Source organism: Mesorhizobium sp. SP-1A (assembly GCF_032460275.1).
Taxonomy (GTDB): domain Bacteria; phylum Pseudomonadota; class Alphaproteobacteria; order Rhizobiales; family Rhizobiaceae; genus Mesorhizobium.
Window position 1 is genome coordinate 25990 of record NZ_JAVXZD010000010.1, and the last position, 14503, is coordinate 40492.

A 14503-nucleotide genomic window follows, 5' to 3' on the forward strand; every position below is an offset into this window, starting at 1 on the left:
CCTCCACCCGCCCGCGGCCCAAAGGAAGCGGCGCTTGAAAAGATGGCCGGCTTCGCTCATAGAACACCTACCGGATGGGTGGCCGAGCGGTTTAAGGCACCGGTCTTGAAAACCGGCGAGGTGCAAGCCTCCGTGGGTTCGAATCCCACCCCATCCGCCATCATTCACCTCGAATTACAGCTGCGTCGGATATCCAGGCAACCGGACAGCATTTTGCCACAATTTCGACCGCCCGCCGACACAATTGATTAAGCCGCTGATAAACAATTCCTGCGCAGATGAAATCTGGGCTCGGGGTGCCGAAGGAGTTCGCCGCAGGCTGCCCTGGTTTCGTAGTTGTATCGAGTAACGGCGCCGCAAACGGGCTGTGGGGACAATCGAAGATGCAGACATCGGCGCGCCTGCGTATTCGCCGTGCTTCCGGTTTCGTGCTCCTTGCCGCGTCGGCCAGCCTCCTGGCCGCCTGCGCGACCCCGCAACCGAAGGCGACCGTCCATAAGCGGTCAAAGGAATATTTCGCCGAAAGCGAGTATGGCGTGAAAGCCAGTCCCCGCGTCTTCACCGGCCGTTTCATCCCGCGCGGAGGCGGCCGGGATCAGCTCGGCAAGCCTTATCAGGTGCGCGGCAAGTGGTACTATCCCAAGGAGGACAAGCGCTACGTCAAGACAGGCGCTGCATCCTGGTATGGTGATGCCTTCCACGGCAGGCTCACCGCCAATGGCGAGGTCTACGACACGGAACACCTTACCGGAGCGCATCCGACCATGCCTCTGCCGAGCTATGCCCGCGTCACCAATCTGGCGAACGGCAGTTCCGTGATCGTGCGCGTCAACGATCGCGGCCCCTACCACGAGGGACGCATCATCGATCTTTCCCGCCGTGCGGCCGAAATGCTGGACTACGCCAATATCGGCACCGCCCAGGTGAAGGTCGAGTATGTCGGCCGCGCACCGCTAGACGGCAACGACGACCAGTATCTCATGGCTTCCTATCGGCCGGGCAAGAAGTTCGATCCGTCCGTAGGCCTGCCCACCGGCGTCATGATCGCCATGAACGGTTCGACGCCGAGCGGGTCGGCTGCCGCGGCAGTGCCGTTCCCCCAGCAGTCGCCGGATCTGAATTCGGCGCCCCAGCCTGTCATGTCCGCACAGGCGCCGTCCTTTGACAGCCCCGCGCTTCCTGATTTCGGCCCGATCGTCCAGGAGCGTCCCGATATCGGCGGCCAGCCGTCGCGCGTGCCGTTCGCAATGGCGTCTCTGTCCTATGCCGACGCGCGCATACAGAACGCTGCACGGGTCTTCGACGCCGTCGACCGGGGAGGGCAGGCGCGCGATATCGCGAATGCCTGGAAACGGGCGAATCCGGCCGCGGCAGCCACCTATTCGCAGGACTATGTCGCCGCGGCCACCTACGAAAGCGCAGCCGACGCGAACACCCTTGCGGCCGTGCTGGGAGACGTCGGTCGGGTCGGCATCGAACGTACCAGGCACGACGGGAAACTGTGGTACTCGGTCAATCTTTATCCGGACGGGCACGCCGACATCGACACGATGTTGCAGGCGGCATGGTCGCATGGCGCCACGGATGCGATCGCCGTACGGGATTGAGCAAAACCACGGCTGATCGCGGTTGATCGGCCGCAAAAGCCTGATAGCTTTGAAACCTATTTGCCGAGCGGGCTGTCCTTTCCATGATTAGTCTTCGCCCGTTTCTTGCCGGATGTGTCAGCGCGGCTCTGGTGCTTTCCTGCGTGTTTCCGGCAGCCGCCCAGCTCTTCGAGACCAAGGCCGCGCAAGCCTTCATGATCGATGGCGAAACCGGCACCGTGCTGTTTTCCAAGGACGCCGACAAGCTGATCCAGCCCGCATCGCTGGCCAAGTTGATGACCATGGAGATGGCGTTCAACGCCATCAAGACAGGCCGGCTCAAGCTGGACGACACCTTCGTGGTGAGCGAGCACGCCTGGCGCACGGGCGGCGCGCCCTCGGGCACGTCCACGATGTTTGCCGCCTTGAAGTCGGCGATCCGACTAGAAGACCTCATCAAGGGCGTCACCATCCAGGCGGCCAACGACGGCTGCATCGTGTTTGCGGAAGGGTTTTCCGGATCGGAAGATAATTTCGCGCTTCAGATGACCGAGCGTGCCCGCCAGATCGGGCTCGAAAAGTCGAAATTCGTGAATGCCACTGGCCTGCCTGCCGATGGGCAGCAGACAACGGTACGGGAACTCGCGATGCTGGCGCTGCACCTTTGGCGCGACTATCCCGATCTCTATGCCAATTATGGCCAGAAGGACTTCACCTGGAACAAGATCACGCAACGCAACCGCAATCCGTTGCTGGCCATGGATATCGGCGCCGACGGACTTGCGGTCGGCGCCAGCGAGCAGAACGGATTTGGTATCGTGGGCTCGGCAACGCAGAGCGGCAAGCGGGTGATCGCCGCTATGAGCGGCCTGGCGAGCGACAAGGAACGGGCGGAGGAAGCCCGCAAGCTGATTGAATGGGGGCTGCGATCCTTCGAGAAGACCGAAATCTTCGGCAATGACGAGGTGGTCGGGGAGGCGCAGGTTTTCGGCGGCACCCGCTCGGGCGTGCCGTTGAAGGCAAAGGGCCCGGTGGATATTTTCCTGCCCATAACCAACCGCGACAAGCTGACCGCGCGCATCGTCTATGACGGCCCGCTGCCGGCGCCGGTCGAAAAGGGCCAGCGGGTCGGGTCGCTGCGCGTATGGATCGGCGATACGCTGAGCCAGGAAACCCCGCTCTATGCGGCCGAGACGGTCGAGGTCGGAACCCTGCCTGGCAGGGCCCTGGACGCGGTGAAAGAACTGGCCGTAGGCTGGTTGCGCTGATACGGGCAATCGCCGGGCCGGCCGCTGGGTCGTGGACCTTTTCTGCCGGGGACATTATGACAGCCGGCGATAATGAAAACGGCGAGCAAAGGCTCAGGTTTTGGCGAACGGGTTCTTCATAACCTTCGAGGGCGGGGAAGGGGCCGGAAAGTCGACGCAGATCAAGCGCCTGGCACAGCGTTTGCGCGCCAAGAAATACGACGTGCTCGAAACGCGTGAGCCGGGCGGCTCTCCCGGCGCGGAGGCGGTGCGGCATGTCTTGCTGTCCGGGGCGGCAGAACCGTTCGGCCCCGGCATGGAGGCATTGCTTTTCGCGGCCGCCCGCTCCGACCATGTCGAACAGGTCATAAGACCGGCGGTCGCTCGCGGCGCCATCGTGCTGTGCGACCGCTTCATGGATTCCTCGCGCGTCTATCAGGGCGTGACCGGCGGGCTCGATGCGGCCTTCATGCGCGCCCTGGAACGCGTTGCGGTGAACGGCATGGTGCCCGACCTCACATTGATCCTGGACCTCGACGCCGAGGAAGGATTGAAGCGCGCCTCGGCGCGTCGTGGCGCTGATGACGGGCCCGACCGCTACGAGAAGGAGACGCTCGCCATCCACCAGCGCCGCCGCGAGGCGTTCCTGGCGATCGCAGCCGCAGAACCGGAGCGCTGTGCGGTCATCGACGCCTCCGGCGATACCGAAGCGGTCGAGGCCCGTATCACAACGGCCGTTTTCGCTGCGCTGGAAACGAAGCTCCGCAACGGCCGTCAGGCAACACCGGCATGAGTTTCGAGCGCATGGCCCCCGAGCAGCACGACACGCTGGACGGCGTGCCGAGCCCGGCCGAAACCCCGCGTCTTGTCGGCCATGAGGGCACGGCGGCGATGCTGGCCGCCGCATACAGGGCTGGCAAGCTGCCGCACGCATTGATCCTGAGCGGCCCGGTGGGCATCGGCAAGGCCACACTGGCCTTTCATTTGGCGCACCACCTGCTGAAATATCCGGATCCGCATACGGCGCCGGAGACGCTCGCAACTCCCGATCCGGCTTCTTCCCTGTTTCGCCAGATAGCCACGGGCGCGCATCCCTCCGTCCTGCATCTGACACGGCCGCTCAACGACAGGACCAAGGCGTTCAAGACGATGTTGACGGTGGACGAAATCCGCAAGGTCGGCGGCTTTCTCTCCATGACCTCGCACGATGGCGCCTACAGAGTGGTTATCATCGATCCGGCGGACGACATGAATACCAACGCTGCCAACGCGTTGCTGAAGAATCTTGAAGAGCCGCCGAAGCGCACCCTGTTCGTGCTTATCGTGCACGCACCGGGCAGCCTGCTGCCGACGATCCGTTCGCGGTGCCAGATGGTGCGGCTTGCGCCTTTGTCCGGCGTGGATCTGATGCGGGTGCTGGATGGCATCGAACCGCCGCCGCCTCAAGACGCGGCCGCCAGAAACGCCCTGGTGGCGCGGGCAGGGGGCAGCGTCAGGAACGCCATACTGCTCACGCAATATGGCGGCCTGGAAATCGCCGAGGCCTTGGCAGCGCTGCTGCGATCCGGCCAGGATGTCGCTGCGGCTTACCGGCTTGCGGAAGCGGTTTCCGGCCGCGACCGGACGGTGCAGTTCGACATCTTCAACCGCAACGCATTGGATATGCTGTCCGACGCTGCGGCTGTCGCGGCCCGCGCCGGCCGACTCGACGCGGCGAAGGCGCTGGCCTATGCTTGGCAGGAGGCGCGTAACGCCATATCCGAAACCGAAACCTACAATCTCGACAAGAAGCAGCACGCCCTGACAATGATCGACCGGTTGAATTCTGCGATGCGAATGTGACACGCCGCGTGGTCCGGGATGGCAATCGCCGTCCCGATGCGATAATCCACCCGCGATATCATTTTCATTGAGACTTCCACGGTCCGTTATGTCCCGCCAAAAATATTACATCACCACGGCCATCGCCTATCCGAACGGCAAGCCGCATATCGGCCACGCCTACGAACTCATCGCCACGGACGCGCTCGCCCGCTTTCAGCGCCTCGACGGCAAGGACGTGTTCTTTCTCACGGGCACCGACGAGCACGGCATCAAGATGCTGCAGAGCGCGCGCAAGGAAGGCATTTCTCCGCGTGAGCTGGCCGACCGAAATGCCGCCGAATTCCAGCGCATGGCCAAGGTGCTGAACGCGTCCAACGACGACTATATCCGCACCTCGGAACCCCGCCACTATGCCGCCTCTCAGGCGATCTGGAAGGCGATGGCCGCCAATGGCGACATCTACAAGGGCGGCTACGCCGGCTGGTATTCGGTGCGGGACGAGGCCTATTACGGCGAGGAGGAGACCGAGGTTCGCGCCGACAACGTCCGCTACGGTCCGCAGGGAACGCCGGTGGAATGGGTCGAGGAAGAAAGCTATTTCTTCCGCCTGTCGGCCTACCAGGACAGGCTGCTGGCGCTCTACGAGAGCCAGCCCGATTTCGTCATGCCCGCCGAGCGCCGCAACGAGGTGGTCAGCTTCGTCAGGTCGGGCCTGAAGGATTTGTCGATCTCGCGCACCACCTTCGACTGGGGCATTCCGGTTCCGGGCGACGAAAAGCACGTCATGTATGTGTGGGTCGATGCCCTGACCAATTACATCACCGCCGCCGGCTATCCGGACACGGCCGCGGAGCGCTGGAGCTATTGGCCCGCCGATGCGCACATCATCGGCAAGGACATCGTGCGCTTCCACGCCGTGTACTGGCCGGCATTCCTGATGTCGGCCGGCATCGAACTGCCCCGGCGCGTATTCGCGCACGGCTTTCTGTTCAACCGCGGCGAGAAGATGTCGAAGTCGGTCGGCAACGTCATCGACCCGTTCGCCATGGTCGAGCATTATGGACTCGATCAGGTGCGCTATTTCTTCCTGCGCGAGGTGCCGTTCGGACAGGACGGCAGCTACAGCCACGAAGCCATCGTCAACCGCACGAATGCCGATCTTGCCAACGATCTCGGCAATCTGGCGCAGCGCTCGCTGTCCATGATCGCCAAGAATTGCGGCGGCATCGTACCGAAACGCGGCGAGATGACCGAGGCCGACAGTGCGATCCTCGACATGGCCGTCGAGGCGCTGGAAACCGCGCGCAAAGCCATGGGGGAGCAGGCCATCCATCAGGCGCTTGCGGCTATTTTCGGCGTAGTAGCCGAAGCCAACCGTTACTTCGCTTCCCAGGAACCCTGGGCGCTGAAGAAGAGTGATCCCGCGCGCATGGAAACGGTGCTGTGGACGACCGCCGAAACGGTGAGGCGCGTCGCCATCCTTTGTCAGCCTTTCATCCCCGGTTCGGCTTCCAGGCTTCTGGACATTCTCGCGGCAGCGCCGGACGAACGCGACTTCGAGCATGTTTCCGCCAAACATGCGCTCGTATACGCAACGCCCCTGCCGGCGCCGCAGCCGGTGTTTCCGCGTTATGTCGAGCAGCAGGATGGAAACGCCTGATGCTGGTCGACAGTCATTGCCATCTCGACTTTCCCGATTTCGCGGAGGAGCGGGAGGCTATCGTCGCCCGCGCCCGCGCCGCCGGTATCGGACGCATGGTGACGATCTCGACGCGTGTGAGGAAATTCCAGCAGATCATTGAAATCTCAGAAAATTTTGAAGATATTTATTGTTCCGTTGGCACGCATCCGCACAATGCGGCCGAGGAACTGGACGTGACCGCCGAGGAACTGGTGCGTCTTTCCACCCATCCGAAGGTCGTGGCCATCGGAGAAGCCGGGCTCGACTATCACTATGACCATGCGCCGCGCGAGGCGCAGGCGAAGGGCTTCCGCACGCACATCGCGGCGGCGCGCGAAACCGGACTGCCGCTGGTCATCCATGCGCGCTCGGCGGACGACGACATGGCGGCCATTCTTGAAGAGGAAACAGGGAAGGGCGCTTTCCCCTTCGTGCTGCATTGCTTTTCCTCCGGCCGCCGGCTGGCGGAAGTCGGCGTGGCACTGGGCGGCTATGTCTCGTTTTCCGGCATTTTGACCTTCCGCAACTCGGCCGAATTGCGTGAAATCGCAAAGCAGGTGCCGCGCGAGCGTCTGCTGGTCGAGACCGACGCGCCCTATCTCGCCCCGGTGCCGCATCGTGGCAAACGCAACGAGCCGGCCTTCGTCACCGAAACGGCAAGAATCCTGGCGGACACGATCGGAACGAGCGAGGAAGAGGTCGCCGGCATCACCACCGAGAACTTCTTCCGCCTGTTCGCGAAGGTGCCGCGCAACAGTCCGCGGGGCGCCTGAGCCGTGGCTGACCGGCTGCGCCTCACCATTCTCGGCTGCGGCTCGTCGCCCGGCACGCCGCGCATCACTGGCGACTGGGGCAATTGCGACCCGTCCAATCCGAAGAACCGCCGCATGCGCTCGGCCGCCCTGGTCGAGCGGATTTCCGCCAGTGGCGCCAAAACCACGGTCGTGATCGACACCGGACCGGATTTCCGTGCGCAAATGCTGATGGCGGGCGTCAAACGCATCGACGCAGCGGTGTACACGCATCCGCATGCCGACCATATCCATGGCATCGACGATCTGCGCGGCTATGTGCTCGAGCAAAAACGCCTGATCGACATCTATGCAGACCAGCCGACGATGGATCGCCTCAAGGCCGCCTTCGGCTATTGCTTCGAAACCCCGGCCGGCAGCTCCTATCCGCCGATCCTGTGGGCGCGCACCATCGATCACGATCGGCCGGTGACGGTCGAAGGCGAGGGGGGCACCCTCACCCTCGAACCGCTGCCGCAGGTTCACGGCGACATCATTTCGCTCGGTTTCCGCGTCGGCGGGCTGGCCTATTGCCCCGACGTCAGCGCCTTTCCGGATGGCACTGCCGCGCGGCTCGCCGGTCTCGAAATCCTCGTCATCGACGCGCTCCAGTATCGGACGCATCCCAGCCACTTTTCGCTCGGCGAAGCGCTCGGCTGGATCGAAAGGCTGGCACCGAAAAAGGCGGTGCTGACACATATGCATGTGCCGCTCGACTATGCCACGGTAATAGCCGAGACGCCGGCCAATGTCGAGCCGGCATATGACGGGATGATCCTGGAAATCCCTTATGAATCAAAGTGAAGCAAGAGATAGTTCATGGCAGGCAGCATCGAGCGCGTAACACGGGCGGCAGCCGAGGCAGGTCTGGATATCGAAGTTCGGCGCATGGGCGCCTCGACGCGAACGGCTGACGAAGCTGCGCAGCAATGCGGCTGCAGCGTAGCGCAGATCGTCAAATCGCTGATTTTCCGCGGCGAATCGAGCGGCAAGCTCTATCTGTTCCTGATTTCAGGCACAAAACGTCTGGATATCGACAAAGCAGCCAGTGTCGCGGGCGAAGCGCTCAGCCGTGCCGAGCCGCGCCAGATCCGCGATGAGACCGGCTTTGCCATTGGCGGCGTTTCGCCAATCGGCCATCTGGTTGCGATACCGGCATTCGCCGACGAAACGCTGCTGGGTTTCGATCGCGTCTGGGCTGCCGCCGGCGCCCACGATGCGGTCTTCGCCGCAGCGCCTGCGGCCTTGGTCGATGCCGCCCGGGCGGTGGTCGCGCCGCTGACGAGTTGACGCCCGAACGCAAAGAGCCTTGGCCCTACGGGACGCTGAAGTGGCAAACGCGCGGCCAAAGCACAAGCGCCTGTAGAACCACAAGCAATCGCCGGCAATTCTCTCAATCTGTCGTCCGTATAAGTTCCATAATCTATCTTATGCGACTCTCCGACCTGTACGGGTGCGTTCCACTTTTGACTGCGACTCGCGATATCGGTAGCTTATCGTTGCAAGGAACTGTCTGCTGCCTGGGCTGATGTTCGATCAGTCTCTCGCCTTCAAGAACGCCGCAAAGCCCTCGATGAACGAGCGGAGTTGGTCACGGATACCCTCGTCCGTAATCCTTCCGTGGTCGTCGAACACATGCGATGCCCTCGACACCAGCAAGCGGCCTTCGAACCAGGGCTCGGTCCGCAAGGTGCGCAGCACCGGAAGCCAGGCATTCTGGCTGAGCAGCGTGCCGAAACCGCCCGGCGATGCGCCGATCACGGCAACCGGCTTGCTGCCGAATATGCGGGGAATGTCCGAAGCGGGTCGCGACAGCCAGTCGATGGCGTTCTTGAACACGCCCGGTATGGAATTGTTGTATTCGGGCGTCACCAGCAAAAGCCCGTCGGCCCTCGCGATTTCTTCCTTCAACTCCGCGACCCGCGGCGGAATGCCCTGCTGGGCTTCGAGGTCGGCATCGTAGAGCGGTATACCGCGTATGGTCTCTACGACGAGCTCGGTGCCGGGCGGCGCCAGTTCCGCCGCAGCGCGCAGCAATGCCGCATTATATGAGCCGCTGCGCAGGCTGCCGGAAATTCCGATTATCCTTGTCATTCGTCCTCCGCTATCGCCGTGGCGACATTCTTGCCGCCCGCCTCGACCCTGGAAAGGTCACCCGTCCACCATATCGAGATATTCCGGATGCCTGCTCGCGAAAGCCGCCATGAACGGACATTTTGCGATCACGCGGCGACCGCTGGCCCGGATTGCTTCGAACACCCCTTTCGCAAGTCTGGTGCCGATGCCCTGCCCTGAAAGCTCCTGCGGCACTTCCGTGTGCACGAGCACGACGCGGCCGTTCTCGATGCGGTAGTACGCAACGGCCGTTGCGTCGCCGACCGGCAGTTCGAAGCGATTCATGGAGTGATTGTCGACGATCTTTTCTTCCATGCGCAATCTCCAAGCCCGGCGAGTTCATCCTGTGCCATGCACTATAACCGACCTTCTTCGTTGCGCGAGCGGGCTCGATCTCCCGTTATCTTGCCCGAATCGTGACCCTGGCGCATCCGGATTGGCCTGAAAACACTGGAGTATTGCGGCCCGTTTGCGTATCAAAACGCGCCGGCCGGACATCGCTGCCCGTCGGACTCGCAATCTGCAAGACATCAGGGAACGACTGCCGATGTTCGAAGCTCTTCCGCCTGCCCCCACCGACAAGATCCTTGCCCTGATAGAACTCTATCGCGCCGATCCACGGCCGGGAAAGCTCGATCTCGGCGTGGGCGTCTATAAGGATCGCGACGGTAGGACGCCCGTCATGCGGGCCGTGCGCGAGGCGGAAAAGCGCCTGCTTGCCTCGCAGGAAACCAAGACCTATCTCGGCCTGGTGGGCGACGCCGCTTTCAACATGGCCATGATCCGTCTCGTTTTCGGCGAGAACGCCGATACGGCGCGTATACGTGCCGCGCAGACGCCGGGAGGTTCCGGCGCGCTCCGGCTTTGTGCCGAACTCATCAAGCGCTCACGTCCCGAAGCAACCGTTTGGGTGTCCGATCCCACTTGGGCAAACCACGTGCCGATCCTGCGCGATACCGGACTGAAGGTGCGCGAATATCCCTATTTCGACGCAGACACCGGAACCGTGCGCTTCGAGGCCATGCTCGAAGCACTCGCAAAGGCCGAGTCGGGCGATGCCGTTTTGCTGCACGGCTGCTGCCATAACCCCACCGGCGCCAATCTGAACGAGGCGCAGTGGACCGCCCTCGCCGGCCTGCTGGCGGACAAGCGGCTGCTTCCCTTTATAGACATCGCCTATCAGGGCTTCGGCGAAGGGCTCGACGCCGATGCCGCCGGCCTGCGCATCGTCGCCGCCAAGGTTCCGGAAATGGTTGCCGCGGCTAGCTGCTCGAAGAATTTCGCCGTTTATCGGGACCGCGTCGGCGCAGCGATGGTCATGGGAACGAACGGCACGCAGGCCGATGCTGCCCTGGGCCATATGCTCGCGGCTGCCAGGACGCTCTATTCCATGCCGCCGGATCACGGTGCGGCCGCCGTGCGCATTGTGCTTGGAGACCCTGCATTGCGCGCCGACTGGGAAGCGGAACTGGACGAAACGCGGAACCGCATGCTCAGCCTGCGGGTGAAATTTGCGGAAGCCCTGCGCCAGCGGTCGAACTCGGACCGCTTCGACTTCATCGCCAGCCATCGCGGCATGTTCTCGCGTCTCGGCCTGACCGAAGCCCAGGTCGAGCGCCTGCGCAACGACCACGGTGTCTACATGGTTGGCGACAGCCGCATCAATGTCGCAGGGCTTCCCGAAGACCGGCTTGACGATCTGGCCAAGGCCATCGTTGCCGTGCTGGACTGATTGCGCCAATGAAACCTTCGAGCGACATTTCACGCCTGATCGAGATCATGGCGGCGCTGCGGGACCCCGCGACCGGCTGCCCCTGGGATGTCGAGCAAAATTTTTCATCGATAGCGCCTTACACCATCGAGGAAGCCTATGAGGTCGCCGATGCCATTGCGCGCGGCGACTTCGACGATTTGCGCGAGGAACTGGGCGACCTGCTGCTTCAGGTGGTCTACCACGCGCAAATGGCCGAGGAGGCACAGGAGTTCGCCTTCGGCGACGTCGTCGACGCCATCACCACCAAGATGATCCGCCGTCATCCCCACGTGTTCGGCGACGAGAAGGCGCGCGGCGCCGGCATGGCCAAGGGCATGTGGGAGAAGATCAAGGCCGAGGAGAAAGCCGAAAAGCGCGCTGCCCGCATTGCGCGCGGCCACGATCCTGAAGATCATGGCAAAGGCTATCTGGACAGCGTTCCGCTCGCCCTGCCCGCTCTGACCCGCGCCCTGAAATTACAGGAGAAAGCCGCCCGCGTCGGCTTCGATTGGGGCGAGGCAATGCCAATCCTCGACAAGATCGAGGAAGAGATCGGCGAATTGCGCGAGGCGCTTGCCGGTGGCGACACGGCGGCTATCAAGGACGAATTCGGCGATATGCTGTTTGCCCTGGTCAATCTGGGCCGCCACCTGAAGCTCGATTCGGAGGCCGCACTGGCCGGCACCAACGACAAGTTCCGGAGCCGTTTCCATCATGTCGAGCAGGCGCTGGCTGGATCGGGCCGCTCGCTGGAAGAGGCCACGCTCGAGGAGATGGAAGCGCTCTGGCAACAGGCGAAAACGGCCCGCTGACCGCGAAAGTGCCCTCTATCGCTTGTTCCTGGCGCGCATCAGCCTGTTCTGGATTTCCTCGCGCGCGCTTTGCGTCGCCTTCAGCGAGATCGAGACGCTGCCGTCCTCGTTGTCGGTGCGCGCGATAACGTCGCCGTTGCGGTACAGCCAGTCGATGAGGCCGAGTTCCGTCGGCTCCAGCGTCACGTCCAGAGGCTGAAGCTCGCCGGCCACGCGCGTCTCGATAAGGGCCAGAAGTGCCTCGATCCCCTCGCCCGTTACCGCCGAGACCGCCACATGCGTATGGCTGTTGCCGTCGCTTTCCAGCAGCCTCGTCCGGTTCTGGTCGTCCAGCAGGTCTATCTTGTTCCAAACTTCGATGACGCGCCGGTCGTCATTCGCATCGACGCCGAGATCGGCAAGGATCTGCTCCACATCTTCGGCCTGGGCCGCTGTGTCGGGATCGGAAATGTCGCGCAAATGCAGGACGAGGTCCGCCTCGACGACCTCTTCGAGCGTGGCGCGGAAAGCGGCCACCAGATGCGTGGGCAGGTCGGAAATGAACCCGACCGTATCCGACAGGATGATGGGCGTTCCATGCGGCAAGCGCACACGGCGCAGCGTCGGATCGAGCGTGGCGAACAGCATGTCCTGCGCCAGCACCCCAGCCCCGGTCAGCCGGTTGAACAGCGTGGATTTGCCCGCATTGGTGTAGCCGACGATCGCGACGACCGGGAACGGCACCTTCTTGCGCTTAGCCCTGTGCAGGTCGCGCGTGCGCCGCACGATTTCCAGCTCGCGCTTCAGCTTGACGATCTTGTCCTGCAGGATGCGGCGGTCCGCCTCGATCTGCGTCTCGCCCGGGCCGCCGAGGAAGCCAGCTCCGCCGCGTTGCCGCTCCAGATGGGTCCAACTGCGTACGAGCCGCCCCTTCTGGTAGTTGAGGTGGGCAAGTTCCACCTGCAGCGCGCCTTCCTTGGTGCGCGCCCGTTCGCCGAATATCTCGAGAATCAACCCGGTGCGATCGAGCACCTTGATGTTCAGTTCCTTCTCGAGGTTGCGCTGCTGCACCGGTGTGAGCGGATGGTCGACGATCGCGAGTTCCGCGTCGCGTTCCTTCACCAAAGCTGCGAGTTCGGAGACCTTGCCGGAGCCCAACAGCGTCGCCGGACGCGGATCGTTCACCGGGACTACCGCCGTATAGACCGGGTCCAGATCGATGGCGCGGGCAAGGCCCACCGCCTCCTCGAGCCGGGCTTCCGGCGAACGGGCCAGGCGTGGCCGCCCCGCATCGTCCTCGATGCGCTGGGATGCCGGCAGAACCGGCACCACAATCACAGCACGAGTGGATTCGGCAGCCGGCTTCGCTACGGAATCCGCTGCGCGGTCGCCCCGGTCCGCGTCGCCGTTCCGTGCCAACTAGCCGCCTTGACCTTCCTCGCCATCGAACATCTGAACCGGCTGGCTCGGCATGATCGTGGAAATCGCGTGCTTGTAGACCAGTTGGGAGTGGCCGTCGCGACGAAGAAGCACGCAAAAATTGTCAAACGAAGTGACTACACCTGTCAATTTCACGCCATTGATCAGGAAGATGGTGAGTGGATTCTTGCTCTTGCGAACAGAATTCAGGAACAAGTCCTGGAGGTTTTGCGAACGCTCTGCCATTGTTTTTATCTTTCGCCGATCCCCTTCGGTGGACAAGCCAGTGCGCCAAAATACTCAGGCTATGTCAAGCTTGCCGCCAACTCGCCGCTCCGACGGCTAGGTGAATGAGAATAAATTAACTACTCTACTGTCTTGCGGGTTATCAGGCCGGACTTTTTTCCGCAATGTCAAAAAATGCCGCCCTTAACGAAAGTGCAATGGAACCCGGATGGCCGTTGGCGATCGCGTGGCCGTCGATCGCGACAACGGGCATAACGATCTGCGTCGCGGAGGTGACGAACGCCTCGCGCGCGGCCTTGGCTTCTTCTACGGAAAAGCTGCGCTCCTCGACCCTCACGCCGTGCTTGCGGGCCACGTCCAGCAACGTCGTGCGCGTGATTCCGCGCAGGATGCCGTGATCGGCCGGACGCGTGACCAGCACGCCGTCCCTGGTGACGATCCAGGCATTCGTGGAGGCGCCCTCCTTGACCGTACCGTCCGGATCGACGAACCACGCCTCCTGCGCGCCGTTTTCCTTGGCCTGCTGTTTTGCGAGCACGTTCGGCAGAAGCCCGACGCTTTTGATATCCACCCTCTCCCACCGGTTTTCGGGCACGGTGATGATCTTTATGCCCGACTCGCTTCGCCTTGCCGAAGCGGCCGGGTCGATCTTCTTGGCCGTCACCACCAAAGACGGCCGCGTCCCGGCGGGCGGGAAGACATGGTCGCGCGGCGCAACGCCCCGCGTGACCTGCAGATAGACCAGCCCGTTCGCCACGCGGTTGCGGCGGATGACTTCCCGCATGACGACGACGAGGGACGAACGCTGCATCGGCCATGCGATGCCCAGTTCCTTGAGCGAGCGGTCCAGCCGGTCGAGATGCCGCCGCATATCGACGATCTGGCCGTGCGCCACCTCGCAGACCTCGTAGACGCCGTCGGCGAACTGGTAGCCGCGGTCCTCGATATGGACGGCTGCAGCCCGGTGATCGACGTACCGGCCGTTGACATAGGCGATGCGTGGCATGGGGGCCCCTCAACAAACGCTGGATTTCATATGTGATTCCGGCC

General features: G+C 63.0%; 15 protein-coding genes and 1 tRNA gene. 11 read left to right on the forward strand and 5 right to left on the reverse strand.

All coding sequences use genetic code 11. The annotated features are described in order from the left end of the window. The first annotated feature begins 72 nt into the window (after positions 1-72). From QU595_RS27345 to QU595_RS27385, 9 genes are all read left to right on the forward strand, one after another. A tRNA-Ser gene (locus tag QU595_RS27345) sits at positions 73-160 on the forward strand. Between the two features lie 223 nt (positions 161-383). Continuing rightward, positions 384-1607: a septal ring lytic transglycosylase RlpA family protein gene (locus QU595_RS27350; RefSeq protein WP_315927961.1), complete on the forward strand. Its 1224-nt coding sequence runs from the start codon at positions 384-386 to the stop codon at positions 1605-1607. Positions 1608-1690: 83 nt separating this feature from the next. Further along, positions 1691-2854: a D-alanyl-D-alanine carboxypeptidase family protein gene (locus QU595_RS27355; protein WP_315927963.1), complete on the forward strand. Its 1164-nt coding sequence runs from the start codon at positions 1691-1693 to the stop codon at positions 2852-2854. A gap of 100 nt (positions 2855-2954) precedes the next feature. Beyond that, on the forward strand, positions 2955-3626 hold the full coding sequence (tmk, locus tag QU595_RS27360; RefSeq protein WP_315927965.1) for a dTMP kinase: 672 nt from the start codon (positions 2955-2957) through the stop codon (positions 3624-3626). Next, positions 3623-4675 carry a DNA polymerase III subunit delta' gene (locus QU595_RS27365; RefSeq protein WP_315927967.1) on the forward strand — a complete coding sequence of 351 codons (1053 nt, stop codon included), beginning with the start codon at positions 3623-3625 and terminating at the stop codon, positions 4673-4675. Before tmk ends, QU595_RS27365 begins: the two co-directional genes overlap by 4 nt. Before the next feature lie 88 nt (positions 4676-4763). Then, on the forward strand, positions 4764-6317 hold the full coding sequence (gene metG / locus QU595_RS27370; RefSeq protein WP_315927969.1) for a methionine--tRNA ligase: 1554 nt from the start codon (positions 4764-4766) through the stop codon (positions 6315-6317). After that, a complete protein-coding gene (locus tag QU595_RS27375) occupies positions 6317-7111 on the forward strand; it encodes a TatD family hydrolase (RefSeq protein WP_315927971.1) in 795 nt (264 codons plus the stop codon). Before metG ends, QU595_RS27375 begins: the two co-directional genes overlap by 1 nt. Before the next feature lie 3 nt (positions 7112-7114). After that, positions 7115-7933, forward strand: a complete 819-nt coding sequence (locus QU595_RS27380) for an MBL fold metallo-hydrolase (RefSeq protein ID WP_315927973.1) — start codon at positions 7115-7117, stop codon at positions 7931-7933. 15 nt (positions 7934-7948) lie between these two features. Then, positions 7949-8419, forward strand: a complete 471-nt coding sequence (locus QU595_RS27385; protein ID WP_315927975.1) for a YbaK/EbsC family protein — start codon at positions 7949-7951, stop codon at positions 8417-8419. 246 nt (positions 8420-8665) lie between these two features. Here the strand turns inward: QU595_RS27385 and QU595_RS27390 are convergent, their stop codons facing one another. Beyond that, the gene (locus QU595_RS27390; RefSeq protein WP_315927977.1) at positions 8666-9223 is read right to left on the reverse strand and encodes an NADPH-dependent FMN reductase; all 558 of its coding nucleotides are present in this window, start codon (positions 9221-9223) and stop codon (positions 8666-8668) included. A gap of 57 nt (positions 9224-9280) precedes the next feature. After that, on the reverse strand, positions 9281-9559 hold the full coding sequence (locus tag QU595_RS27395; RefSeq protein ID WP_315927979.1) for a GNAT family N-acetyltransferase: 279 nt from the start codon (positions 9557-9559) through the stop codon (positions 9281-9283). 232 nt (positions 9560-9791) lie between these two features. Here QU595_RS27395 and QU595_RS27400 point away from each other — a divergent pair, with 232 nt between their 5' ends. Both QU595_RS27400 and mazG read left to right on the forward strand, forming a co-directional pair. Further along, positions 9792-10976, forward strand: coding sequence for an amino acid aminotransferase (locus tag QU595_RS27400; RefSeq protein WP_315927981.1), 1185 nt, complete (start codon positions 9792-9794; stop codon positions 10974-10976). 8 nt (positions 10977-10984) lie between these two features. Continuing rightward, a complete protein-coding gene (gene mazG, locus QU595_RS27405; protein WP_315927983.1) occupies positions 10985-11809 on the forward strand; it encodes a nucleoside triphosphate pyrophosphohydrolase in 825 nt (274 codons plus the stop codon). Between the two features lie 15 nt (positions 11810-11824). Here mazG and hflX read toward each other — a convergent pair whose 3' ends face one another. The 3 genes from hflX to QU595_RS27420 all read right to left on the reverse strand — a co-directional run bounded on the left by hflX (position 11825) and on the right by QU595_RS27420 (position 14459). Continuing rightward, the gene (hflX, locus tag QU595_RS27410; protein ID WP_410000584.1) at positions 11825-13207 is read right to left on the reverse strand and encodes a GTPase HflX; all 1383 of its coding nucleotides are present in this window, start codon (positions 13205-13207) and stop codon (positions 11825-11827) included. Then, on the reverse strand, positions 13208-13453 hold the full coding sequence (gene hfq, locus QU595_RS27415; protein ID WP_315927985.1) for an RNA chaperone Hfq: 246 nt from the start codon (positions 13451-13453) through the stop codon (positions 13208-13210). A gap of 142 nt (positions 13454-13595) precedes the next feature. Next, the gene (locus QU595_RS27420; protein WP_315927987.1) at positions 13596-14459 is read right to left on the reverse strand and encodes a D-amino-acid transaminase; all 864 of its coding nucleotides are present in this window, start codon (positions 14457-14459) and stop codon (positions 13596-13598) included. Positions 14460-14503: the final 44 nt, after the last annotated feature.